Here is a 20,410-nt window from a genome sequence, read left to right on the forward strand (position 1 = left end):
ACAATGAGAACCCGACCTGCGGGTTCATGGAAACGCTGTCCACTCTGCCGTTTAACAACGCCAGAATCGCAAACCGGATCTGGACCGACACACCGCTTGGCGAACTGGCCAGGGGCTACGCCGCCGATATCATCCTCATGGATTACTGGCCGCCCACGCCGTTTAACGAAAACACTTTTCTGGGACACCTGTGCTTCGGCCTGAGCCAGAGCTTTGTGGACACCACGATCGCCTCCGGCCGGGTGCTGATGGAGCACAAGAAACTGAAAATTGACATTGACGAGGAAGAAACCGCCGCCCGGGCGCTGGAACTGGCAACCAGCCTGTGGGAACGGTTTTAACCGTGCCGCCCCGCTTACGGAGGGCCGGCTTGAAAACCCGGCCCTCTTTTTTCAAACAGGAAACCTTCCATGCCGCCGAGCACACAAACCGAAACCGCGCTCTACGACGAAAACTGGCACCAGTGGGTTGACATGAAAAGTTACGGGCCTGCCAGCCGCTACCTGCGCGCGCTGATAACGGACCTGCTGGAACTGGTTCCTGACAGGCAATCCGTTAAAACCGCGCTTGATCTGGGCTGCGGAGAAGGCACCAATACCCTGCTGCTCGCGCAGCATCTGACGCGGGCCAAGGTAACCGGCGCGGACTTTTCAGCCACCGCCATTTCCTGCGCCCGCCGCCATGCCAAGCCCGGCCGGCTGGAATTCACGCTCGATAAAAACAGCGATTCGCTTGATTCCCGCTATGATCTGATAACCTGTTTCGAGGTGCTGGAGCATGTGCGCGACTGGCGGGCGCTGCTGGCCCGCATGGCGAACGCGAGCGAAAAATATCTTCTGCTTTCATTTCCGACCGGGAAAATGCGCCCTTTTGAAGTCAACGTCGGACACCTGCGCAATTTCAAAAAAGGAGAAGTGGAAACTTTTCTGGCAGGTGCCGGTTACGAGCCGGTGCGGGTATTTTACGCCGGATTTCCGTTCTATTCGCCGCTTTACCGGGATTTATGCAATTTGACCAACATGGCGAACAATTCCGTCTCGCGCGGAAAATTCGGACGCAAACAGAAACTCATCTCGGCTGTGGGGTATTTCTTTTTCAGGCATCTTTCGACACGCCTCTCAAAAGGCGACCGGTTTGCCGGTTTATTCCGCAGACGCCAGCCTGAAAATTAACAGGCTTTCAGTCGGCGGTTAAAACAGCTCAGCGCGGAACCCGCAAGATAAAACGAACCCGCCACAGCGCACACCGCGCTGCCAAGACCAAGCCGCAGTGCGGTTTTTGCGTCCGGCTCAACAACAACATCCGCCGCCGGATTGCACGCTTGTATCGCCGCCGCCAGCTCGTCCGCGGGCAACGCCCGCTCCGAACTGGTCCTGGTGGCTATAAAACGCTTATACAAAGGCGCCAGCTCCGCCAGCACCGCCCGGTAATTCTTGTCGCGCATGACCGCGATCACAAGAACCCGATCCTGGTTCCCGCAATAGGGCGACCGCCGGAAAGTGTCGGCGAATGCGGCGGCGGCCTGCGGATTATGCGCGCCGTCCACAATCACGACACCGGCAGAACCGGGTTTTATTTCATTTCTGATCACCTGAAACCGGGCCGGGCAGCTAAAGCGCAGAAACGACTCGTACGCCAGTTCAGGAGTCAGTCCGGGCACCATGCCGCGCAGCTCCGCCAAAACGGCAAACACCGTGGCGGCGTTGGCGGCGTAATGCCGGCCCAGCGCGGCGATCGCGCGGGTTGAACCGTCGGGCCCGTGAAGCAGGGTTTCGCCCTTCTCCCAGTCGAACCCGGCGAACCGGAACGCGAATGCCTGCGGCGCGTAAATCAGCCGGGCATTATTTTTTACCGCCTCCGCCTCAATCACAGCCAGCGCGGACGGCTCCATTGCGCCGCAGACGCAAACTCCGCCGGATTTTATTATCCCCGCCTTTTCCGCCGCGATCGCTTCCACGGTGCCGCCCAGCAGCTCTGTATGGTCCAGCCCGACGGAAGTAATGACGGAAATCGCCGACTGCCCGATAATATTCGTAACGTCCAGCCGGCCCCCGATCCCCGCTTCCAGCACCACAAAACCACAGCTGTTCTCCGCGAAATGCAGAAACGCCGCGCAGGCAAGCAATTCAAAAAAAGTGAGTTTCCCCGCTTCAACAGCCACAACCCGCCCGACGCAACCGGCAAACTCCGGTTCGGAGACATTCAGCCCGTTGATCGAAATCCGCTCGCATACGTCAGCCAGATGCGGCGACACAAAAAGCCCGGTTTTAATGCCGGCCCGAGCCAGCGCCAGGGCGCACAGATGCGCCACGCTGCCTTTGCCGTTCGTGCCGGTAATGTGAATATATTTTAATCTGTTCTGGGGATTTCCCAGCCGCTCAAGCGCAGCCCTTACGCTTTCAAAAGAGTGGCACGTCCGGACAGCCTGCCGGTTCATCACTTCGGCGCAGGCGGCTGAGAAATTCATAGCGGGGAGTCGGGCCTGACGGCTGAATTCAGGCGCAGGAATTGAAAAACGCGCGCACGGGAAATTCCGCGGTAAACACCGTTCCCGCGCCCGGAAGGGACGAACAGGAAATCTTGCCGCCCAGATATTTCTCGCCAAGCAGTTTAACGCTGTACAGGCCCAGTCCATGCCCGTAGCCCCGGGTGGAATTATCCGGATGAAAAAGATGTTCGCGCATTTCATCGGGAATGGTAATGGAGTTGGACACGGTAAACACTACCAGCCCGGCCACCGGCTGCACCGTGAACCGGACTTCCCCGCCTTCCACCGTCGCTTCAAACGCGTTGATAAGCATATTCACGAGAACCCGGCCCAGCAGCACCGAATCGGTTTCCATCACAAGCCCGGCGGGACACTCGAAATTTAGATTTTTATTGCCGCCTTTATTTATCGCGGCGATTATCCGCGACAGCTCCTCCGCCAGAGCAGAAACATTGACCGGCGCCGTTCTCACGCGCAGAACTCCGGTTTCCGCGTCCCGCATAAGGCGGTAATGCCGGATGGTTTCGACAAGTATTTTGGAAGCGCGCTGCGCCGAGGCCGCGTAAGTTCTGGCTTCCTCAAGAGTTTCGGCGTCATCAATAAGCCCGGAAAAACCGTCCACTATCCCCGCCATGTTCAGAATGTCATGAAAAAACATCCGTTCCGTGTCAAAAGAGCGGGTTTTGGCGTCGGCGCAGTCCGAACCCGGATGCGAAATGTTATTGAGCAGTTTCTGGCTGATACCGTCCGAAGTTTCCTGCGCGGCGGAAAACGCCGTTTCTTCGCTGATTCTTTCCTTGAATTCAAGCATACTTGTCACCTTTCCTGTTCCTGAACAGCCACCACACGGGCCACACCGGCGCAGATATAATTGACGGTGTCCAGATCATCTTCCGTAAATATTCCCTTCGCGGGATTCATCAGTTCCACAACGCCCAGCAGTCTGCCCGCGTAAATGACGGGCACGCACAGAATATGGGTGGTTTTGAACCCGGTAGCGTCGTCAACCGCTTTGAAAAACCGGGCATCCTTCGCGGCGTCGTTCACCAGCATCGCCTGCCTTTTTTCCGCCACCCAGCCCACCACGCCCTCATACGACATCATCATATTCTTTATTTCCGGCGCGTGCGGGCCATACACAAATAAAAGCGTCAGTTTCTTCCGCTCGTCATCCGCCGCGAAATAACTGCCGGCGGCGCATTTCATCGCCGGACAGATACCCTTTAAAAACGCGTCCCACACGCGTTCGGGCTCGTGAGCCGCCAGCGCCTGGCGGATGCCGCCGGTTATCTCTGCGAGTATTTCAGCGCGTTCTCTCATTCCTGTACCCGCCTGATATGCGCGCCCAGCGCGCCCAGTTTTTTATTTATGCGTTCATACCCGCGTTCAATATGGTACACGCGCAGAATTTCCGACCGGCCTTTAGCCGCCAGCGCGGCCACGCATAAAGCCGCTCCTCCGCGCAGATCGGACGACATTACGCTCGCGCCGGAAAGTCCCGGCGCGCCGTCCACCAGCGCGGCATTTCCGCTCACCGCTATAAGCGCGCCCATGCGCGCCAGTTCCGGCGCGTGCATGAACCGGTTTTCAAAAATGGATTCCTCTATCTTCGCGCGCCCGGCCGCTACCGCCATGCACGCCATCCACGGCGCCTGCAGATCTGTCGGGAAACCGGGGTACGGCTGCGTTCCATGTCAACCGCGCGGAGCGCGCGGCCTTTCATATTAACCGTGACGGAAGTTTCGGTTTCGCTGATTTCCGCGCCGGCTTTCACAAGCCGGTCCAGCACCGCGCGCACATGTTCCGGCACGCAGTTTTTCACGGTGACCCGGCCCCGGGTCGCCGCGCCCGCTATGAGGTATGTGCCCGCCTCTATACGGTCCGGCACTATCGTGTGGCTCGCTCCGTGCAGCCGCTTAACCCCGTTAATAAAAATCCGGCCGCCCTTGCGCACGATCTGCGCGCCCATCGAACGCAAAAAATCGTAAAGATCATCGTTTTCCGGCTCAAGCGCGGCGTTATCAAGCACGGTCGCGCCGGGCACCAGTGTCGCGCACATCGCCAGATTCTGGGTCGCGCCCACGCTCGGAAAACCCAGCCTGAAATGGCAGCCGGAAAGTTTTTTTCCGCTCAGCACCATATTGCCGCCGGCGGTAGTTACGTCAGCGCCCAGGCAGCCGAACCCTTTAAGGTGAATATCCACCGGCCGCAGGCCGATCGCGCAGCCGCCCGGCAAAGGCACGCTCGCGTGTCCGAACCGCGCAAGCAGCGGCCCGGCTACCAGAACCGACGCGCGCATCTGCTTCACCAGATCATAAGGCGCGGTCGGCGACGGTTTGCGGGCGCGCCGGATAACCGCCGTGCCGCGCGAACAGATGACCGTTTTGCCCAGACATTCCAGCAGCTTGAAAGTGGTTTTAATATCGCGCAGATCCGGCACGCGCCGGAGTATGCACTCCTCGTCGGTCAGCAGTGTCGCGAATAAAATAGGAAGCGCGGCGTTTTTTGCGCCGGAAACCGCGATCTCGCCTTCAAGAGGCAATCCACCTTCTATAACATATTTATACATTTTGCGTCTCTCTTACAATTATACTACAGAATGTCAATGTGCTGGTTCAGGAATTTAGTCACACTCGGGCGATAAAATACCGGTCAAACCCGCTGAAATCATCAAGAAACTCAAGCCCGCGCCAGACTCCGGCCGAAAACATTGTTTTTATCGCGGCGCGCTGGCCCGACCCGGTTTCAAGCATAAGCACACCTCCGGGATTGAGGTGTGCCGGAGCTTCCCCTATTATCCGGCGCAGCAACTCCAGCCCGTCGGGCCCGCCGTCAAGCGCGCAGGCGGGTTCCCGGCGCACTTCCGGCGCAAGGCCGGCTAATTCCTCCGAAGGTATGTAGGGAGGATTGGACACTATCAGGTCAAACTTTCCGGTTATCCCGGCAAACAGGTCGCTCCGGACAAACCTGACCGCGGCGCCAAGCGCCTCCGCGTTAGTTTTTGCGACCGCCAGCGCGTCTGGCGAAATGTCGCTCGCGGTAACGCGCGCTTTCGCCCTGAGCGCCAGCGCGCAGGCGATACAGCCCGAACCGGCGCCAAGGTCAAGAACGTCGCAGGCGCCGGCTCGGCCATTGAGCCAGTCAAGCGCAAACCGGGCCAGCTGCTCCGTTTCCGGACGCGGCACAAGCACCGCCGGGCTCACGATAAATTCATATTCCAGAAAAGCGGCCCGGCCTGTTATATACGCCAGCGGTTCGCCCGCCGCCTTGCGCTCGAGCAGGGCGGAAAAATCGAGCCGTTGATTCTCCCCTACCGGAAAATCCGGAAATGCGCGCAAGGTCAGCCGCGATTTTCCCAGCGCATAAGCCAGCAGCAGTTCGGCGTTTTCAAGAGGCTCGCCCACGCGGGCCGTTTCAAGCGTTTTCTGCGCCTGCTTAAGCAGTTCTCCGGCCGTCCGGTACATGCCGGAAATGAAAATCCCCATTACACCTCCGCCCTGGCCAGCCGCTCCGCGGTGCGGGCCTCGCGGCAGGCCTGCAGAATCGGCTCGATTTCGCCCTCCATAATGGCTGCTATATTGAACCACGACTGTTCCAGCCGGTGGTCCGTCACCCGCGACTGGGGAAAATTATAGGTGCGGATTTTCTCCGACCGGTCGCCCGTGCCCACCTGCACGCGCCGCGCGTCGGTAAGGGACGCGCTCGCCGCGCTCTCCGCCATTTCCGACAGTTTGGCAACCAGCATCTTCATCGCCCGTTCCCGGTTCTGCAACTGGCTGCGCTCCTGCCGGCACTGCACCACAATGCCAGTAGGCAGATGGGTGATCCGCACCGCGGTTTCCACCTTGTTGACATTCTGCCCGCCAGCGCCGCCGGCGCGGCAGGTATCCATTCTGATATCCGCAGGCTTGATATCCACGGCGGCCGTTTCCTCCGCTTCCGCCAGCACCGCCACTGTTACCGTGGAGGTGTGGATCCTGCCCGAAGCCTCCGTAGCCGGCACCCGCTGCACCCGGTGCACCCCGCCTTCGCTGCGCAGCCATGAAAAAGCGTTTTTTCCTTTTATGTAAAGCGATGCGTATTTGCAGCCTTTCAGCCCGGTGTCCGCATACTCAAGCACTTCCGCCTCCCAGCCTCTGGCCTGCGCGAACCGGGTGTATACCCGCACCAGTTCGGCGGCGAACAAAGCCGATTCCTCACCGCCCGCGCCGGGCCGGATTTCCATATAAATGTTCTTTTCGTCCTTCGGGTCCGGCGGCACCAGCAGCAGCCGCAGTTCTTTTTCCACTACAGGCAGCCGTTCCTCAAGCCGGACGATATCCTCTCTGGCGAGCGCGGCCATTTCGGGATCCTTGTCCGCAGCCATTGCCCGGGCCTCTCCCAGCTCATCGCACAGCGACTGGTACTGCTTCGCTTTTTCCGCCACCGGCCTCAGCTGTGAATGCCGCTTTGAAAACCGGTTGATGTCGTCCGGCGTCAAGCCGCCCTGCGCCAGCCTGGTTTCCAGTTCCGCATACTCGTTAAAAAATTTCGACAAATCCATGTCTTTCTCCGCACCCGCCATTCATGCATAAATGCAAAAACAGACCCCTTGGTTCAAGGGGTCTGTTTTTCAAAACACTCGCGCTAGTTGGCGGCTGGTTTTCTGCCTTTTTTCTTGGCGGCCGTTTCAGCCAGTTTCTTGGCAGCTTCCGCGTCCTTGCGGACGGTGGTCGAAGTGACCGTGGAAACCTGATGCACGGCAGTGGCCAGCTTCTTCGGCGCGCGCTTCACCGGCGCGCCTTCGGTGCCGGCAAACCGCTTGTTAAACTTTTCGACGCGGCCCGCGATATCAAGCATCTTCTGCTTGCCTGTGTAAAAGGGGTGACACTCCGAGCAGATATCCAGTTTGATATCGCCCTGTGTTGACCGGGTGACAAATTCCGCGCCGCAGGCGCAGGTCACTTTTGCTACCGTGTAAGTCGGATGTATATCCTTTTTCATTTAACTACCTCGCTGGTATTGCAAAGCTATGCTTTATTATACCACATCGGCGCGGCGCCGTTCCATAAATAAAAAAAACGCCGCGCAAGCTCGACGTTTACACTAGGCGGCGGCCCCTTGAGCTACACCAATAACCCAAAGCAACCGCCGCCTGCCCTCACCACCCACAACAGGTGTAGAAGAAAACGGCTTCGCTTTTGGTTGGTGTATGCCTCCGGAACATCGAGGAAGCGCACTATGCTCTTACGCATAGCCCCAAAAAACCAGACAAGTTGTCATAAGCACACTGCAACAAAATTTCCAGATCCCTCAATCTTCCCCATATTTTAGCATATTTGTCCAGGAAATATAATCCCCCGTACCGGAACATACTAGGTGAAATTTTTCAAACAGGCAATCTGTATATTACGCGTAACTATTGCGTTCTTGAAAAATCGGCCGCATAAACCGGCCGTCAGATCCAGCACAAAAAAACGAACGCCCGCCGGCGATCTGGCCGGGCGGGCGCCCGTTCGTGACACGAGTTGGATTACATGGACATTTCCATTGATTTCAGAAAGTCCTTGTTGGACTTGGTTACCTTCACTTTCTGAATCAGCAGCTCCATCGCGTCCACGGGATTAAGCGGAGCCAGCACCTTGCGCAGGATCCATACCTTGTTAAGCTCGTCCTCGTTAAGCAGGAGCTCCTCTTTCCGGGTGGAGGTGCGGTTAAGGTCTATGGCGGGGAAGATTCTGCGGTCCGACAGTTTCCGCTCCAGATATACCTCGGAATTGCCGGTGCCCTTGAATTCCTCGAAAATCACTTCGTCCATGCGGCTGCCGGTTTCCACAAGCGCGGTGGCGATAATGGTGAGCGAACCGCCTTCCTCCACATTGCGCGCCGCGCCGAAAAAGCGCTTGGGACGCTGCAGCGACGTGGCTTCCAGCCCGCCCGAAAGAACGCGCCCGCTCGACGGCGCGATCGTGTTGTACGCGCGCGCGAGCCGGGTGATCGAATCAAGCAGGATAACCACATCCTTCTTCATCTCGACCATCCGCTTGGCCTTTTCCAAAACCATTTCGGAAACCTGCACATGGCGGTCCGCAGGCTCATCAAACGTGGAAGCGATCACCTCCCCGTCCACCGAACGGCGCATGTCGGTCACCTCTTCCGGCCGCTCGTCAATGAGCAGCACCATCAGCACCACTTCCTTATTGTTGGTCTTGACGGCGTTGGCCAGTTTCTGCAGAATCATCGTTTTGCCGGTTTTCGGAGCGGCAACCACCAGCGCGCGCTGGCCTTTGCCGATCGGGCAGATAAGGTCTATTATCCGGGTGCAGAGTTCCCCTTTGTCCGTTTCCAGAAGGTAGCGCGAATTGGGATGCAGCGGCGTAAGGTTGTCAAACAGCGGCCGGTATTTGGTCTCAAGCGCGTCAATCCCGTTGACCTTCTGCACCTGAAGCATCGCGTAATACCGCTCGCCGTCCTTGGGCGGGCGGATTACGCCGTCAAGCGTGTCGCCCTTGCGCAGAAAAAACCGCTTGATCTGCGAAGGAGAAACATAAATATCGTCCGGCCCGGCCAGATAGTTGTTGCTGGGCGAGCGCAGGAACCCGAACCCGTCAGGCAGGATTTCAAGAACGCCGCCGCCGTATACGGTGCCGTCGTCCTTGGCTTCGATCTCGATAATCCGGCTGATCAGTTCCTGCTTGCGCAGGCCGGAAATGCTTTCCAGATTGAGCTCGCGCGCCTTTTTCACCAAATCAACCACGGTCATTTTGGAAAGCTCCGATACGTCCGTCCGCTTCGTCACCGCGCCGGCCGGCAAAGGCACCGCGGTCGTGACCGGAGTCTGGCCAGTAGTATTATTATTCTGCCCGGGAACCGGCGCCAAGCCCGTGCCGTTGCCGGATTGGGGAATGTGCGGTTTGTGATGATACGGCCGTCTGTCATGGTTGTTGTAAGTTCTGCGATGATACGGGCGGTTTCCGTTGCCGTTTCCATTCCCGTTTCCATTGGGGTTTCGGTTTTGCATACCTGTATTTGCTCCTGATTTTTAGTTCCTGCCTGTTTCGCTCAGCTCTTTGTAAATACCGTCCACAAGGGCGTACAGCTCCGTCAAGGTGCCCGTGTTAACGACAACAAAATCCGACAGCGAATTTTTTTCCTCGCCGCTCAGCTGCGCGGCGGACCTTCTTTCAAATTCTTCCTCGCTCCAGCCGCGGGCGAGCGCCCGCGCCAACCGGATTTCCGCGCCGGCGGAAACCGAAACCACAGCGTCAAACCAGTCCTTCGTCATCCCGCTTTCAAACAGCAGCGGTGCGTCAAACACCACCATCTTTTCCGAAGCGCGCCCGGCTATGTCTTTCGCCCGCCCGATAACCGCCGGATGAACCGCCGCCTCCAGCCCGCGCCGGGCAGCCGGATCCTTGAAAATCAAATCGGCCAGCCGCGTGCGGCTGATATCGCCGTCCGGCCCGACAGCGCACGGATAATTCCTCTCCACATACCGCCAGCCAGCGCCGCCCCGCGCCAGTTCCTCTTTCGCCAGCGTGTCGGCGCAGATTGCCAGCGCACCAAGCTGCGCCAGCCGCGCAGCCACCGCGCTTTTGCCGCTGGCCGGAGTGCCGGTCAGCCCGACCATGATTTTACCGGCCGGAAAAACACCGCCGGCTCGCGGCCTGCGCGCGCTCATCGGCGCGCCCGCCCGGAAAATTCATCAAGCCGCCGAAGTTCCTCTTTCGACAGCGAGTCAAGCCCGCCCGCGCGTATTTTATCAAGCAGTTCGTTCAGCTGTTCCTGCCGGCCGCGCGGAGCCGGCCCGCCGGTATGGTCCCAGCCGCTGTAAAACAGATTCGAATGCCGCCGGGTGTTTCCCGCCAGAGGAAAAAATTTAAGATACAGGTATCCCGTCAGCAGTCCGCCCAGATGAGCCAGATTGGCTATGCCCGTATAGCCCGACGCGAAACTCGCCGCAAACTCCACGATACCCAGCACCACCGCGAGATACCTGGCCCGGACCGGAATCAGAAAATAAAGGTAAACGGTTTCCTCCGGGTACAGCATCGCGAACGCCAGCAGCAATCCGTAAATCGCGCCCGACGCGCCCACTATGGGAACCGCCGAATGAGGAGTGAGCAGCACGTTAAAAAGCGCCGCGCCAAGACCCGTAGCAAAAAAGAACGTCAGGAAATTTTTTGCGCCCATTGCCGGCTCGACCAGCCGCCCCAGCATCCACAGCATGAACACGTTAAGCGACAGATGCAGCAACGAGCCGTGCATGAACATATAAGTCACCGGCTGCCACACCCACAGCCGTTTCACCAGCAGGACAGGCACCAGCCCGAAATAAAAATAAAGAACCGGACCAAACGCAAACGACAGCAGATACCCGCCCAGACAAACCGCCACAAGCCGCCGCGTCGCGCGCGGCAGACCCATAAAACCGGCCCGTATGGCAAACAGAAACCGGCGCGGCGCGCCCGGCATCATTTCACAGCCTCCATATCCTGCCAGTTGACTCCGCGTTTGACCGTAACGGCCAGCGGCACGCGCAATTTTACGGCATGTTCCATCATGTCGCGCAGAACCGGAATGAACGAGCCGGCTTTTTCAGCCGGCAGTTCGAAAAGCAGTTCGTCATGAATCTGGAGAAGCATTTCCGCGCCGAACCGGCCCAGCAGCGGGTAAATCCCCAGCATCGCGCTTTTTATCACGTCGGCCGAGCCGCCCTGAATGACCGTATTGACCGCCGCCCGCTGCGCGGCGGCGGCGGAAATACCGCCCGAGCGGATTTCCGGGAACCGCCTCAACCTGCCCGACAGCGTACGCACGGCGCAGGTTTCCTCGGCGGACCGGATGGTTTCGTCAATCCATTCCCGCAGCGCCGCATAAACACCGAAATAATGCTCTATGAACTCGCGCGCCTGCCGCACCGGTATGTCCAGCCCTTTCGCCAGGCCCGCCGCGCCCTGGCCATACACTATGCCGAAATTTATCGCTTTGGCACGACGCCGCATTTCGGGGTCCACCATGCCGGGCATCACGCCAAACATTTCACTCGCCGTCTGGGTATGGATATCGCCGCCCGATTCGAACGCCGCGCATAAAGCGGGATCGCCGCTTTCGTGCGCGAGAACCCGCAAATCAATCTGCGAATAATCCGCCGCGATAAAAACTTTCCCGTCGTCCGCCGCAAAAGCGCTGCGGATCAGCCGCCCCTGTTCGGAGCGGACGGGAATGTTCTGCAAATTGGGCCGCGAACTGGACAGCCGCCCGGTGGCGGTGCCGGCCTGATCGAAAAACGTATGTACCCGCCCTGCGGCGTCGGCGGCCTCAAGCAGCCCGTCAACATAAACCGACTTGAGTTTCGCCGCCTCCCGGTATTTGATTATTTCCGCCGCCACGGGATATTCGCCGGCCAGCCGCGAAAGCACTTCCTCGTCGGTGGAAAACCCGGTTTTCGTTTTATGGCCGGGATTGATACCCAGCTCGCCGAAAAGAAACTCCGCCAGCTGTTTCGGCGAATTGATATTGACGGGATGTCCGCTCACGGCCTGAATTGCAGCTTCGGACTGCGCGGCGACGGCGGAAAGCGCCTGCCCGGCCCGCTCCAGAATACCGGTATCCACTTTAATTCCCGCCGCTTCCATGCGGCACAGCACGGAAACCAGCGGAATTTCCGTTTTCACAAACAGGTCCCACAGCCCCTCTTTTTCCAGCCGGGCGGAAAACTCCGAACACAGTTCGAAAGCGTGGCCCGCCATGACCGCGAGTTTCCCCGCACCGCCGGCCTGCGGAAGCATCAGGCCAAGATTTTCCACCGCAAGGCTGTCGAAATCCAGATGCGGAGCCGACGGATTGAGACAATACGCGGCAAGCATCAGGTCAAAACAATGCACGATTTCGCCCCCCGCCGGACAGAACCCGCAGGCGTGCAGGGCGGATTTAATGTCCCACCCTATTTTAAGAACCGCATTATTGCTGATGACCGGAAACAACGCGCCCTTCTGCGCGGCGGTCAGGCCGGCGCGCGGCAAAACACAGAATTTTTCGCCCGTAACGCCGAAAAGAATATTTTCGGAATCCGTGAACAAAAGCACTTCGCCTGCCCGCGCGGCCAGTGCGAATATTTCCTGCTCGCGCGAAGAAACAGGCAACAGCGCCTGCGGCGAAGACGCTCTGGCCAGTGCAGCCAGATCCCTGAACTCGTATTTTTTAAACAGTTCGAACAGCGTCTCGGCCGCCGGCTCGGCGGGCGCGAATTCGGAAATGACAAAGGAATCGGGAACGGGAGCGTTCAGTTCCACCAGCCTGCGCGACAGCAGAGCCGTTTCGCGGTTGTCGAGCAGGCTCTGCGCGATTTTAGGCTTTATGCGGGTGTCGCCGGCCTGCGCGGCGGCCAGAATGCTGTCAAGCGTGCCGAACTCCGCGATAAGCGCGGCGGCGGTTTTGGGACCCGCTCCCCGCACGCCGGGCACATTGTCGGAAGAATCGCCCACTATCGCGAGGTAATCCGCCATCTGGCCTGGCGCGACGCCGAATTTCTCCCGCACATACTCGGCCCCGCGCAACGGCTCTTTGCCGCCTGTCCAGACGCTTATTCCGTCGCTGACAAGCTGGCAGATATCCTTGTCCGTAGTCACCAGCACAGCCCGCGCGCCCGCCGCGCGCGCGTTGCGGGCGATCCACGCCATATAATCGTCCGCCTCCAGCCCGTCACACGCCAGCACTTTAAGCCCCAGCCCGGCCGTTATTTCGCGCGCGAAAACAAGCTGTTTCACAAGCGCTTCGTCGGTTTTCACGCGGTTGGCTTTATAAGCGGAATACATCTCGTGCCGGAAAGTCCGGGCGGGCGAATCGAAACAAACCGCCAGATAATCCGGCCGGATGTCCTTGACCAGCCTGACAAGAAACCGGGCGAACCCGAACACCGCGCCCACCTCAAGACCCCGCGAGGTGGTAAAACCGGGCAGCGCATGATAGGCGCGATGCAGAAAACCATGCGCGTCTACGGCGTAAAAAGTTTTTTCGGCTGACATTTATTGTTTGTGATGAAAATCAGAACCGCGCGGCGGATTTGTATTTGACAGCTATCCGGGCAATCGCACATAGAAAACAACTCACCATTGGAAGTGATCTTCAAAGCCGGAAACGCCACGCCACTGAACAGCTCCACAGGCATTGAAACGGCAAACACCGGCGCAGGCGGCCATTGTCAGGCAAGCAGCCCGTCAAGCACTTTTTTCAGTTCGGGTTTGGGCTGCACGCCCACAGCGCTGTGGATTTCCTGCCCGCCTTTAAAGAATTTGATCGTGGGGATCGCCGCTATCTTAAAGGTCACCGAGGTCTCCTGACCCTCGTCGGTATTGAGCTTGCATACCTTGATTCGGCCCTCATACTCGGCGGCCAGCTCCTCCACTATCGGAGCCAGCATCCGGCAGGGCCCGCACCACGGAGCCCAGAAATCCACCATTACGGGAATCGCGCTTTCAAGCACCTCGGCCTTGAAGTTTGCGTCGGTAAGGATTATTTCGCTCATAAACTCTTCTCCCTAAGTATACACCTCAAGAATCCCGATGTATCATACTGCCGGTTTTTGAAAGCGACTGATTATTTATGATTAATTTTCCTACGGAATTTCTGGAACCCGGCCGGCGCACGCAATCCAGCGCAACCGCCGCACTTCAACTTTATACTAAAAGATATCACACTCACTGCCGCACTGTCAAGCGCGTTTGTGATGAAGCTCCCCCGGGTTATGCCGGGGAGTTTCTTCTGGTCCGCACTTCGTTTGCCCTGCTTACGCAGATTCACACACTCCATCCCCCCCTGCTTGAACCATGCAGTGCCGGCAATCATTATGCCATGCTGACCGGCACCGGGGTTTTGTGAGCGGAAAAAAAACAGCCCCGTTTCCGGGGCTGTTTCAAAAACGCCAAACCCGGCTATCTGCCGATCTTGCGGTTAAACTCCGCGATCAGCTTGTCCCACTCGTCGGCCTGACCAAACATTTCTTCCCAGTACTCAGGATCCCACTGGCGGCGCAGTTCGGCGGAATCCTTGCCCTGCTGTTCCACCCAGGTGAAATATTTCAGGTTATGAACGGCTTTGCGGTCGTAGTAACTAAGCTCCTTGGTATAGTCGGCTTTCACGCCGAGCAGATAGCGTTCCATATCAACCGCGGCCTGAGTGGCGTTGTATTTTCCGTATTCCTTGTTAAGCTCATTGATCCGGGAATGGTAAAGTTCCATGGAGTCGGTGAAAATAGTGATCACAACGTCATTTTCATCCAGCTCGTAATACTTGGCCATCTTGATCGCCGACAGCAGATTGGACGCGCCCGATATCCCGATATGATGCAGTTCGTTCACCACAGACTCCGCGACGCCGAACCGCTCAATCAGAGTCTTTTTGCCGGCGGGTTCGTTGAAAAGGCGGATGATGCGCATGCAGTTTTCGTCGTCAATCGCCGACACCATGTCGGTGTTGCGCACGTTATGCACCCACGGAATATGCTTGTCGCCGATGCCCTCGATACGGTGTTCTCCGAACCCGTTCATGTAAATCGTGGGGCACTGCAGCGCCTCGGAAGCGAGAATTTTCATGTCCGGATGCTGTTTTTTCAGGTAATCGCCGGCGGCTATCGTGCCCGCCGAACCGGTTGCGGAACAATATCCGGCGAGCCGGCTTTTCTTTCCTTTGACCTTGTTAAATACTTCCTCGATCGCGGGGCCGGTTACGTTATAATGCCAAGTGGGATTTCCCATCTCGTCAAACTGGTTGAAAATCACGCAGTCGGGCCGGTTTTTGCGGATGTCCCAGCATTCGTCGTAAATCTCTTTGACGTTGGACTCCGTGCCGGGCGTGGCTATAATTTCCGCGCCGGTGGTTTTAAGCCACTCGAACCGCTCGCGGCTCATGCCTTCAGGCAGGATGGCGACGGCATGACAGGCAAGCAGCACGCTGTCAAACGCGCCGCCCCGGCAGTAGTTGCCGGTGGACGGCCAGACCGCTTTCTGCGTCGTGGGGTCAAACTCGCCCGAAACCAGCCGCGGCACCAGACAGCCGAACGCCGCGCCCACTTTATGCGCGCCCGTAGGGAAATATTTGCCCACCAGACCGATCACGCGGGCCTTTACACCGGTCAGCTCGCGCGGGATCTCCAGATAATTGACATCTCCGAACAGCCCGGTTTTGCGGTCGTTTTTCCAGGTGATGCGGTACAGGTTTACCGGATCAAAGTCCCACAAACCGGCTTTTTTCACGCGCGCCTTGATTCCGGCGGGGATCGTGTCGGGATTGCGCATCTGTTTGAAGGTAGGAATGGTGATATTCTGCTCACGGCACCGTTTTACGGTGTTCTCGACAATCTTGTGATTGATTTTCAGCTTTGGCATTTTAGCAGACCTCTTGTGTGGAATAGAAAAAAATCCGTTCGGCGACGGAACTGCCCGGTCAGCGCCGATTACCCATAAAATACAAAATTAAACGGCTTTGCGCCACACACGCCCGGACAGGGCGGTCACCCGCGCGGCGCAGAAAAATACGCTTTGCTTTCCGCCGCAATCACATTCGACAGCAGCAGCAGCGAAACTATATTCGGCACCGCCATGCAGGCGTTGGCGATATCGGCGAACGCCCAGACCGACGGCAGCGACACCGCCGCACCCACCAGCACCGCCGCCACCCACAGTATCCGGTACGGCATGGCGGCCTTGCGCCCGAACAGGTACTCGACCGCTTTTTCGCCGTAATATTCCCAGCCGAGTATCGTGGAATACACGAAAGTAAGAAGCCCGATATTAAGGATCAGCGAACCGATATGCGGAATATGCGAAAATGCGGATTTGGTAAGCGCCGCGCCCGTGAGCCCCGACTGCCAGTCGCCGGAGCTTACCACCACAAGCCCCGTTATCAGACAAATCACAACAGTGTCCCAGAATGTGCCGGAAGACGATACCAGCGCCTGCCGCACCGCGTTTTTCGTCTGCGCCGCGGCCGCCACGATCGGCGCGCTGCCAAGACCGGATTCATTGGAAAACAGGCCCCGCGCAATACCGTAGCGCATCGCCTCTTTCATGCCCGCTCCGATAAAACCGCCCAGCGCGGCGGTACCGGTGAACGCGCTGTTCCAGATCAGCATTACCGTGTCAGGCAGCGCCGCGCGGTTGACCCACAGGATAAACAGACAGCCCGCTATATAAAAAACAGCCATGAACGGCACAAGTTTTTCGCACGTCACGGCAATGGATTTTATGCCGCCCAGGATAACCAGCGCGGTCAGCGCGGCCAGCACCAGCCCGCTTAACACCGGGCTGATCCCGAAAGTTTCCTTCGCCAGCGACGCGATCGAGTTCGACTGCACCATATTCCCTATCCCGAACGCCGCCACCGCGGTAAACGCCGCGAACAGCATACCCGCCCATTTCGCGTTGAGGCCGCGCTCCAGCACATACATCGGCCCGCCGGACACCGAACCCTTTTCGTCCGTAACGCGGTATTTTACGGAAAGCAGCGCCTCGCCGTACTTTGTGGCCATGCCGAACACGCCGGTAAGCCACATCCACAGCACCGCGCCCGGCCCGCCCGCCGCCACCGCCGTGGCCACGCCGACAATATTGCCCGTGCCGATGGTCGCGGCCAGCGCGGTCATCAGCGAGGCGAAATGGCTTATGTCGCCCTCGCCTTCTTTTTCCCTGCTGACAGAAATCTTTATGGCCTTTAATACATGTTTCTGTATGAAACCCAGCCGGAACGTAAGAAACACATGAGTTCCGAAAAGCAGCGCGATAAGCGGCACGCCCCACACCAGCGAGCTTATTTTATCCAAAAACGCTTCCATGATATCCGGCTCCTCCCGGGACTTGCGGCCCCGGAATTGTCCATCAGCGTTTACTCAGGCGCCAGCATTGCTGGTTTTATAAAAAAATACCGGACACCGCATTGCGGCGCCCGGTATTCTCATGCAGCCTAAAAACTACCACACCCTGCACGGGTTCGGACTCACCATGGGCGAGCCGGCCTGACAGGAAAACGCTTTCGCAAATTCCGGCATGTTAACAACCGAACCGTTCACCCGGTAGCGCGCCACCGAATGCGGATCCGTAAGCGCCTGCATACGAAGTTTCTCGGGCGTGGCGTTGCGGCACCAGATCTGCCCGAAACTGATAAAGAAACTCTGTTGCTGGGTAAATCCGTCAACGGTAGAAACAGGTTTTGCCTCCAGCAGGCTTTCAAGCGCCATATACGCAAGCCGTAGGCCGCCGGCGTCGGCGGTGTTTTCGCCGAGCGTAAGTTTGCCGTTGAGCTTCACGTCGTCAATTGCGACAAACTGCGAATACTCGTTTTCCAGACAGACCGTACGCTTGTTGAATTCTTCGACATCCCGCCTGGTCCACCAGTCGCGCAGGTTGCCGTCCGCGTCATACTGGCGGCCGTGGTCGTCGAACCCATGCGTCAGCTCATGCCCGATGACAACGCCTATCCCGCCCAGATTCACCGCGTCCGGCTTGTTCTGCCCGAAAAACGGCGGCTGCAGTATGCCGGCCGGAAAGTTGATATTGTTCATCTGCGCACTGTAGTAAGCGTTCACCGTGGGCGGAGTCATGTGCCATTCGGATTTATCCACCGGCTTGCCTATTTTGGCGATATCGCGGCTGTATTCAAACCAGTCGGCCCGGGTGACGTTGCCGGCAAGATCGTCGCGCGCTACAGCCACCGGAGAATAATCGCGCCACTGGTCCGGATAACCCATTTTGTTGGTTATGCCCTTGAGCTTTATCAAAGCCTGCTTGCGGGTTTCGGGAGTCATCCAGTCAAGCTTTTCAATATCCTGCTCCAGCGCTTTTTCGATATTGGCCACCATTTCCAGCACACGGGCCTTGCCGCCCGCCCCGAAAGCGGTTTCCACATACCTGCGGCCCAACGCTTCCCCGAGCAGGCGGTCGGTCATCATAGTGCAGCGTTTCCAGCGGGGACGCAATTCCTTTGCGCCGGTGAGAGCCTTGCCGTAAAAATCGAAGTTCTCATCCACAAAGGCCGCCGGCAGAAGATCCGCGTCGGCGCTGAGGTAATGCCATGTCAGGTAAATCTTCCAGGTGTCGAGCGGTTCGCTTTTCGTAAGTTCGCCCAGCCGCTTGAAAAAATCCGGCGAGACCAGGTTGAACTCCCGCATTTCCGGCGCGCCAAGCGCGGTCAGAAACGCAGCCCAATCCACCCCGGGCGCAAGCTCGGCGAGCTGTTCGGGCGTCGTGCGGTGATAGATGTTTTTGGGGTCGCGCCGCTCCACCATCCCCTGCGACGCCCGGGCCAGTTCCGTTTCAAACGCCAGTACCGTGCGCGCGGCGACGGAAGACCGCTCCGTGCCGTACCCGATCAGCCCGAACATCCGCGTCATATGCAGGACGTATCTGTCACGCAGTTCGACGGATTTGGGATCCTGCTTCAGATAATAATCCTTTTCCGGCAGGCCGAGCCCGCCCTGATCAAATTCGCCGATCGTCATCTTGGCGTTCTCGTAATCGGGCGACGAGGAAAAATTGAACAAAACCTTCACGCCGAGCCGGTGCAGCCGCGCGAGCGCGCCGGAAATCTCACCGCCGTTTTTCAGCGCCGCTATGGCGTCCAGCTCCGGTTTCAGCGGTAGGACGCTGGCGGACTCGATGCCGTTTTCATCCATGCACGAAGCGTAAAAATCGCCGATTTTCTGGTCCGTGGCGTCCCGCCCCGGATCGTCGGCGGACGCTTTTTCCAGTATACCTTTCAGTATACTGAGATTGCGTTCGTTAAGCTCGTCGAACCGGCCCCAGCTCGCGCGGTCCGCGGGAATAGGATTGTTCTTCAGCCAGCTCCCGCAGCTGTACTGGTAGAAGTCCGTGCAGGGGTCGGCGGTCCTGTCCATAGCCGCCGTATCAATCCCGCCCGCCATTGCCGCCGTGGCGGACAGCAGCAGTAACGCCGATATTCGTATGCCAAGTTTTTTCATCGCAGCTCCTTTTCCGGTCCGAAAGAATGCAAACCTACTTCATTAACTTTTCCGACACGAGTTTTTTGAGGCTTTCCATATCGGGCTCGATAAGATACGGCTCGCCGACCGTTTTCATCGCCGAAGCAATATCCTTTAGCCCGTTGCCGGTAACAACAATGACAACTGTTTCTCCCTCTTCCAGCATTTTTTTCTCGTGCGCTTTTTTAAGGCCCGCATAGGCCGCCGCGCCCGCAGGCTCCGCGAACACGCTCGCTTCGCGAGCCAGTTCCGGTATCGCGGAAAGAATTTCAGAATCGCTCACCACAATCGGGAACCCGCCGGTTTCCTTTAGCGCGCGCAGCCCGGCACAGCCGTCGCGCGGCATGGATACGGAAATGCTGTCGGCCACGGTGTCGCCGGAAACGGCCAGAATCTTCCCGTCACCCTCAAACGCGCGCGTGACAGCATTGCTTCCCTGCGCCTGCACGCCCACCAGCTGCGGCAGGGCGCCGGTCAGGCCCAGCTTCGTCAGGTCGGTAAACCCTTTCCACAGACCGCTTATGATATTGGCGTCGCCAACCGACACGAACACCTTGTCCGGCACCTTCCAGCCTAGCTGTTCGCATATCTCGAACGAGCAGGTCTTCTTGCCCTCGCGCGTGAACGGGTTGTATCCCGTGTTGCGGTTGTACCAGCCGTAATACCGGGAGGCCTGCACGCACAGATCGAACGCATCGTCATAGGTGCCTTTCACCGTGATAACCTCGGCTCCAAACACCAGCAGCTGCGCGATTTTGGCTTTCGGCGCGGTCTGCGGCACGAAAATGATCGTGCGCACCGGCAAGCTCGCCGTCATGCACGCCATAGAAGACGCGGCGTTGCCGGTAGACGCACCGCAGATGACTTTCTCCCCCCGCTCCGCAGCCACGGCCGCCACAACGCAGCCCGCCCGGTCCTTGAAAGAACATGAGGGGTTGCGCCCGTCATCC

General features: G+C 58.3%; 18 protein-coding genes and 1 pseudogene. 2 read left to right on the plus strand and 17 right to left on the minus strand.

The annotated features are described in order from the left end of the window. Positions 1-341, plus strand: a 341-nt coding sequence (locus PHW69_05760; protein ID MDD4004695.1) for a hypothetical protein, incomplete at its 5' end; no start/stop codon positions are given. Between the two features lie 69 nt (positions 342-410). Further along, positions 411-1,172 (plus strand): class I SAM-dependent methyltransferase, encoded by a 762-nt coding sequence (locus PHW69_05765; protein MDD4004696.1) that lies wholly within the window; start codon positions 411-413, stop codon positions 1,170-1,172. Here PHW69_05765 and PHW69_05770 read toward each other — a convergent pair. The 17 genes and pseudogenes from PHW69_05770 to thrC all read right to left on the minus strand — a co-directional run. Beyond that, positions 1,169-2,467 carry a Mur ligase family protein gene (locus tag PHW69_05770; GenBank protein ID MDD4004697.1) on the minus strand — a complete coding sequence of 433 codons (1,299 nt, stop codon included), beginning with the start codon at positions 2,465-2,467 and terminating at the stop codon, positions 1,169-1,171. The genes PHW69_05765 and PHW69_05770 overlap by 4 nt on opposite strands. A 28-nt stretch (positions 2,468-2,495) precedes the next feature. Next, positions 2,496-3,299 carry a HAMP domain-containing sensor histidine kinase gene (locus PHW69_05775; protein MDD4004698.1) on the minus strand — a complete coding sequence of 268 codons (804 nt, stop codon included), beginning with the start codon at positions 3,297-3,299 and terminating at the stop codon, positions 2,496-2,498. Between the two features lie 5 nt (positions 3,300-3,304). Continuing rightward, positions 3,305-3,808 carry a GAF domain-containing protein gene (locus PHW69_05780; GenBank protein ID MDD4004699.1) on the minus strand — a complete coding sequence of 168 codons (504 nt, stop codon included), beginning with the start codon at positions 3,806-3,808 and terminating at the stop codon, positions 3,305-3,307. Continuing rightward, positions 3,805-4,122 (minus strand): hypothetical protein, encoded by a 318-nt coding sequence (locus PHW69_05785; protein ID MDD4004700.1) that lies wholly within the window; start codon positions 4,120-4,122, stop codon positions 3,805-3,807. Before PHW69_05785 ends, PHW69_05780 begins: the two co-directional genes overlap by 4 nt. Further along, positions 4,113-5,057 (minus strand): UDP-N-acetylglucosamine 1-carboxyvinyltransferase, encoded by a 945-nt coding sequence (locus PHW69_05790; GenBank protein ID MDD4004701.1) that lies wholly within the window; start codon positions 5,055-5,057, stop codon positions 4,113-4,115. The genes PHW69_05785 and PHW69_05790 overlap by 10 nt, the downstream gene beginning before the upstream one ends. 58 nt (positions 5,058-5,115) lie before the next feature. Next, the gene (gene prmC / locus PHW69_05795; GenBank protein MDD4004702.1) at positions 5,116-5,973 is read right to left on the minus strand and encodes a peptide chain release factor N(5)-glutamine methyltransferase; all 858 of its coding nucleotides are present in this window, start codon (positions 5,971-5,973) and stop codon (positions 5,116-5,118) included. Further along, on the minus strand, positions 5,973-7,031 hold the full coding sequence (gene prfA, locus PHW69_05800; protein MDD4004703.1) for a peptide chain release factor 1: 1,059 nt from the start codon (positions 7,029-7,031) through the stop codon (positions 5,973-5,975). The genes prmC and prfA overlap by 1 nt, the downstream gene beginning before the upstream one ends. 239 nt (positions 7,032-7,270) lie before the next feature. Further along, a pseudogene (rpmE, locus tag PHW69_05805) lies at positions 7,271-7,471 on the minus strand (50S ribosomal protein L31). Positions 7,472-8,000: 529 nt separating this feature from the next. Then, complete coding sequence (gene rho / locus PHW69_05810; GenBank protein MDD4004704.1) at positions 8,001-9,266, minus strand: transcription termination factor Rho; 1,266 nt, start codon at positions 9,264-9,266, stop codon at positions 8,001-8,003. Positions 9,267-9,509: 243 nt separating this feature from the next. After that, on the minus strand, positions 9,510-10,148 hold the full coding sequence (gene coaE, locus PHW69_05815; GenBank protein MDD4004705.1) for a dephospho-CoA kinase: 639 nt from the start codon (positions 10,146-10,148) through the stop codon (positions 9,510-9,512). After that, positions 10,145-10,945, minus strand: coding sequence for a rhomboid family intramembrane serine protease (locus tag PHW69_05820; GenBank protein MDD4004706.1), 801 nt, complete (start codon positions 10,943-10,945; stop codon positions 10,145-10,147). Before PHW69_05820 ends, coaE begins: the two co-directional genes overlap by 4 nt. Continuing rightward, complete coding sequence (polA, locus tag PHW69_05825; protein ID MDD4004707.1) at positions 10,942-13,494, minus strand: DNA polymerase I; 2,553 nt, start codon at positions 13,492-13,494, stop codon at positions 10,942-10,944. The genes PHW69_05820 and polA overlap by 4 nt, the downstream gene beginning before the upstream one ends. Before the next feature lie 176 nt (positions 13,495-13,670). Next, the gene (gene trxA / locus PHW69_05830) at positions 13,671-13,994 is read right to left on the minus strand and encodes a thioredoxin (protein ID MDD4004708.1); all 324 of its coding nucleotides are present in this window, start codon (positions 13,992-13,994) and stop codon (positions 13,671-13,673) included. 406 nt (positions 13,995-14,400) lie between these two features. Continuing rightward, on the minus strand, positions 14,401-15,852 hold the full coding sequence (locus tag PHW69_05835; GenBank protein MDD4004709.1) for a pyridoxal-phosphate dependent enzyme: 1,452 nt from the start codon (positions 15,850-15,852) through the stop codon (positions 14,401-14,403). A 125-nt stretch (positions 15,853-15,977) separates the two neighbouring features. Then, the gene (locus PHW69_05840) at positions 15,978-17,297 is read right to left on the minus strand and encodes a sodium:alanine symporter family protein (protein ID MDD4004710.1); all 1,320 of its coding nucleotides are present in this window, start codon (positions 17,295-17,297) and stop codon (positions 15,978-15,980) included. Positions 17,298-17,432: 135 nt separating this feature from the next. Next, positions 17,433-19,439, minus strand: a complete 2,007-nt coding sequence (locus PHW69_05845) for a M13 family metallopeptidase (protein MDD4004711.1) — start codon at positions 19,437-19,439, stop codon at positions 17,433-17,435. 34 nt (positions 19,440-19,473) lie between these two features. After that, positions 19,474-20,410, minus strand: a 937-nt coding sequence (gene thrC, locus PHW69_05850) for a threonine synthase (protein ID MDD4004712.1), incomplete at its 5' end; no start/stop codon positions are given.

This window comes from Elusimicrobiaceae bacterium, from assembly GCA_028700325.1.
Taxonomy (GTDB): domain Bacteria; phylum Elusimicrobiota; class Elusimicrobia; order Elusimicrobiales; family Elusimicrobiaceae; genus JAQVSV01.

Bases quoted from the DNA above. Each gene is read 5' to 3' on its own strand.
- PHW69_05765 (MDD4004696.1), top strand. From the start codon at position 411: ATGCCGCCGAGCACACAAACCGAAACCGCGCTCTACGACGAAAACTGG.
- PHW69_05770 (MDD4004697.1), bottom strand. From the start codon at position 2,467: ATGAATTTCTCAGCCGCCTGCGCCGAAGTGATGAACCGGCAGGCTGTC.
- PHW69_05775 (MDD4004698.1), bottom strand. From the start codon at position 3,299: ATGCTTGAATTCAAGGAAAGAATCAGCGAAGAAACGGCGTTTTCCGCC.
- PHW69_05780 (MDD4004699.1), bottom strand. From the start codon at position 3,808: ATGAGAGAACGCGCTGAAATACTCGCAGAGATAACCGGCGGCATCCGC.
- PHW69_05785 (MDD4004700.1), bottom strand. From the start codon at position 4,122: ATGGCGGTAGCGGCCGGGCGCGCGAAGATAGAGGAATCCATTTTTGAA.
- PHW69_05790 (MDD4004701.1), bottom strand. From the start codon at position 5,057: ATGTATAAATATGTTATAGAAGGTGGATTGCCTCTTGAAGGCGAGATC.
- prmC (MDD4004702.1), bottom strand. From the start codon at position 5,973: ATGGGGATTTTCATTTCCGGCATGTACCGGACGGCCGGAGAACTGCTT.
- prfA (MDD4004703.1), bottom strand. From the start codon at position 7,031: ATGGATTTGTCGAAATTTTTTAACGAGTATGCGGAACTGGAAACCAGG.
- coaE (MDD4004705.1), bottom strand. From the start codon at position 10,148: ATGAGCGCGCGCAGGCCGCGAGCCGGCGGTGTTTTTCCGGCCGGTAAA.
- PHW69_05820 (MDD4004706.1), bottom strand. From the start codon at position 10,945: ATGATGCCGGGCGCGCCGCGCCGGTTTCTGTTTGCCATACGGGCCGGT.
- polA (MDD4004707.1), bottom strand. From the start codon at position 13,494: ATGTCAGCCGAAAAAACTTTTTACGCCGTAGACGCGCATGGTTTTCTG.
- trxA (MDD4004708.1), bottom strand. From the start codon at position 13,994: ATGAGCGAAATAATCCTTACCGACGCAAACTTCAAGGCCGAGGTGCTT.
- PHW69_05835 (MDD4004709.1), bottom strand. From the start codon at position 15,852: ATGCCAAAGCTGAAAATCAATCACAAGATTGTCGAGAACACCGTAAAA.
- PHW69_05840 (MDD4004710.1), bottom strand. From the start codon at position 17,297: ATGGAAGCGTTTTTGGATAAAATAAGCTCGCTGGTGTGGGGCGTGCCG.
- PHW69_05845 (MDD4004711.1), bottom strand. From the start codon at position 19,439: ATGAAAAAACTTGGCATACGAATATCGGCGTTACTGCTGCTGTCCGCC.